The organism is Arthrobacter sp. GMC3, assembly GCF_002929305.1.
In the GTDB taxonomy this organism is placed as follows: domain Bacteria; phylum Actinomycetota; class Actinomycetes; order Actinomycetales; family Micrococcaceae; genus Specibacter.
The window spans coordinates 1-775 of sequence record NZ_PJIO01000067.1; the positions used below are offsets into that span (position 1 = coordinate 1).

1 protein-coding gene is annotated in these 775 nt (G+C 68.8%); it reads left to right on the forward strand.

Annotation, left to right across the window (positions count from 1 at the left end; translation table 11 throughout):
* On the forward strand, nt 1-702 hold a 702-nt coding region (locus CXQ94_RS23685; protein ID WP_258067306.1), incomplete at its 5' end, for an ATP-binding protein.
* Between the last annotated feature and the right edge of the window lie 73 nt (nt 703-775).

Consider the following 775-nt stretch of genomic DNA (forward strand, 5'->3'; position numbering starts at 1 on the left):
CGCCTGTTGCAACAGGTCAATCAGCTGATCGAACGGGAGAAGCGCTTCATCGCCGACGCCGCCCATGAACTGCGCACGCCCCTGGCAGTGCTGCGCATCCATGCGCAGAATGCGCAACAGGCCGAGCAGCCGGAGGACCGTGAAGCCGCCCTGCAGCAACTGCTGACCGGCGTCGATCGCACCACCCGCGTGGTCACCCAGCTGCTCACGCTCGCTCGCCTGGAACCCAATGCGCAGCCGCGGCATCCACAGCAGCTGGACCTGCTGCCGCTGTGCCGCGAATGCCTCGCCGAGCTGACGCCGCTGGCCCTGGCGCGCGATCAGGAACTGACGCTGGAAGCTGACGACGTGGCCGATCACCGGCTTCCCGGCGATGCCGCCGCGCTCGCCACGCTGCTGCAGAATCTGGTCGGCAATGCTCTGCGGTACACGCCCGATGGCGGGCAGATTCAGGTCAGCCTCCAGACCATGGAAAACGGCGTCAGCCTACGCGTGGATGACAGCGGTCCGGGCGTGCCGGCAGCGCAGCGCGACAAACTGTTCGAGCGCTTCTACCGCCAGGGCGACGGCCAGGGCGCGGGGCTCGGCCTGGCCATCGTCGCGCGCATCGCCGAACTGCACGGCGCGACCATCGAACTGGCGGACTCACTGCTCGGCGGGCTGCAGGTCGCCGTGCACCTGCCCCGCCAGCCACACCACTAGCCAGACTGACCAGCGGCGAGCTGCCGCGACCGCCCGCCGCAGGCGCAACGGGCATTCGCTAAGGTTCGCTTAA